2 protein-coding genes are annotated in these 2,065 nt (G+C 35.3%); both read right to left on the bottom strand.

All coding sequences use genetic code 11. The features are described 5' to 3' along the window. Positions 1 to 71 precede the first annotated feature (71 nt). Positions 72 to 1,601 carry a radical SAM protein gene (locus HMPREF0381_RS14005; RefSeq protein WP_242824455.1) on the bottom strand — a complete coding sequence of 510 codons (1,530 nt, stop codon included), beginning with the start codon at positions 1,599 to 1,601 and terminating at the stop codon, positions 72 to 74. 228 nt (positions 1,602 to 1,829) lie between these two features. Then, positions 1,830 to 2,065: hypothetical protein (locus tag HMPREF0381_RS15090; RefSeq protein WP_008752671.1), on the bottom strand; the 236-nt coding region annotated here is incomplete at its 5' end.

Consider the following 2,065-nt stretch of genomic DNA (forward strand, 5'->3'; position numbering starts at 1 on the left):
CTATCCAAATTATGTTCTTATAAAGACTGAATACTTTTGTTTTCATCTATTAATCATCCTATAAATGAATTTTACAGAGACTCGCCGTAAACTTCATATTGCCTTATCCCTTCCGCCTCTTTTCTGGCTTTTTCATACTTCTGAAGTGTTTCCTCCAATTTTTCCCTGTCCATTTCATAAAGTCTGTAATAGCTTATAAAAGCATCCCTTATTAAACGCCTTGAACCCATGCAGACGGAATCTGGCACATCTTTTTTTATACCGTCCTTATCCATTGTCCTTTCATAACAAATAGAACACATCGGCTGTGCCCAGCAGTTCTTACATATCCTCTTAAAATACTCCACATAGTCTTTATAATATTCTTTATAAATCTTATCTATATCATACCCACTGATATGATTCCCTAATGTTGGAGAGGCACCTATTCTCTCGCATACCTTATATGTTCCATCAACATTCACATAAATTCTTCTTTGCCCCGGAACACAATTTCCATGAAAGTAGGTTTTTTCTATTAAACCATCATCTGCTCGAAGCCTTTTAGCTACCCTTAGCATATCCTGACTGATTATGCTAAACAATTCTTCTTGCCTTTCCTCTTTCTTTATAATTTTATCCAATGCCCATTCCTCAATAGGACTTGCTTCCAGTTTCCCGCCAATATCATCTGCAATCAACCCGGAACTTCCTAAATCTACCTGCATTTGTCCCCTATCCAAATATGAATATGATACTGACACGTCTTTGGGCAATTTAAGTTCTTCTCTGAAAAAATATTCTAATCTGTCAAGATTTTTCTTGCTATATGGCGGAGTTACAACACAGTTTATTGCAAATGTATGCTCCTCATCACCTTCAAAGTAAAAATGTTCACGCAGTAATTGAATCCCTTTTATAGCTTCCTCAAATGTTCCATTACCATTAACATATTTCCTGTACTTATCATGGAAGTCTTTCGGTCCGTCTAAGCTGCATAAAATATAAACGTTATCCAGTGACTTAAAGAAATCTATCATTTCCTTTCTTAGTAATGTTAAGTTTGTAGTGAACGATATGTCCAATTTTATGTTAGGATATTTCTTTTGTGTATATAATATAGATTCCTTTATTAGTTGATAATTAATCAATGGTTCTCCTCCATAAAAAGTCAGTGCAAACCTGTCTTTTTTATATGACCTTAAAACATTATCAATACTCCTCAACGCAACTTCTTTAGTCATATTCCTGTTTGAAAAACCCCTAAATTCAGGATGATGTTCATGATAAATACAGTACTCACATCTCAAGTTACATGCTTCTGTAACTTCCAAGATAATCTGTTCACAGTGTCCGGTAATAAGTTCTTCAAATTCCTCTTTGCTAGGTATTAAAAACTCTCTCTCTTCTGGACATGCAAATAATTTCTCCTCGGAAATGAGTACTGCAAACTCTTGATTATTTTCACAAGCCTCTTTCAAACTTATTTTATTATTTAATATATCCTCTAAAAACTTCTTTTCCTGTGTATTACAGCTAACAACTTTGCCCGTTCCAGAATCATAAAAATAATGGCTGTCCTCAGTTGTGCTGAATACCATTCCAAACCTTGCATTACTCATATTATTTTCCTCCTTTGATATAAGCCTTACTTCAATAGCCCGGATTCCGTTTTGATTCGGCATATTGGCCTTATATCATATGCCACAAATTCCATAGTTTACCCCATCTGCTTTCTTTCTACTGCAAACACAACCTTATTATACTAAGGCAAAGCAGTATTGAAACACAATTAAATACATTAAGCAAAAAGGAGTAAAGGTCAAAATCAACCCTTACTCCCACCTCAGCTATCTCTCACTAGCTTTGTCATGATTTGCATTGTAGTTTGTAGTTCCTCCATTACATTGGCAATTACAATTCCATATGGGATCCCATGGACCTCTGGTCTTCTTTTGCCCTGAACTACAAGTACATCCTGCAAGCGGTTCCATTCCGCCTATTCTCGGCTCATTTACTACTTTCATTTCCCATTCTCCTTTCTGATAAAAAATAGACAATAATGTCTTCAAAATCTCCCTATAAC

It is taken from the genome of Lachnoanaerobaculum saburreum DSM 3986, assembly GCF_000185385.1.
Classification (GTDB): Bacteria; Bacillota; Clostridia; order Lachnospirales; family Lachnospiraceae; genus Lachnoanaerobaculum; species Lachnoanaerobaculum saburreum.

Coding starts and splice junctions, on each gene's coding strand:
- HMPREF0381_RS14005 (WP_242824455.1), bottom strand. CDS start 1,601: ATGAGTAATGCAAGGTTTGGAATGGTATTCAGCACAACTGAGGACAGC.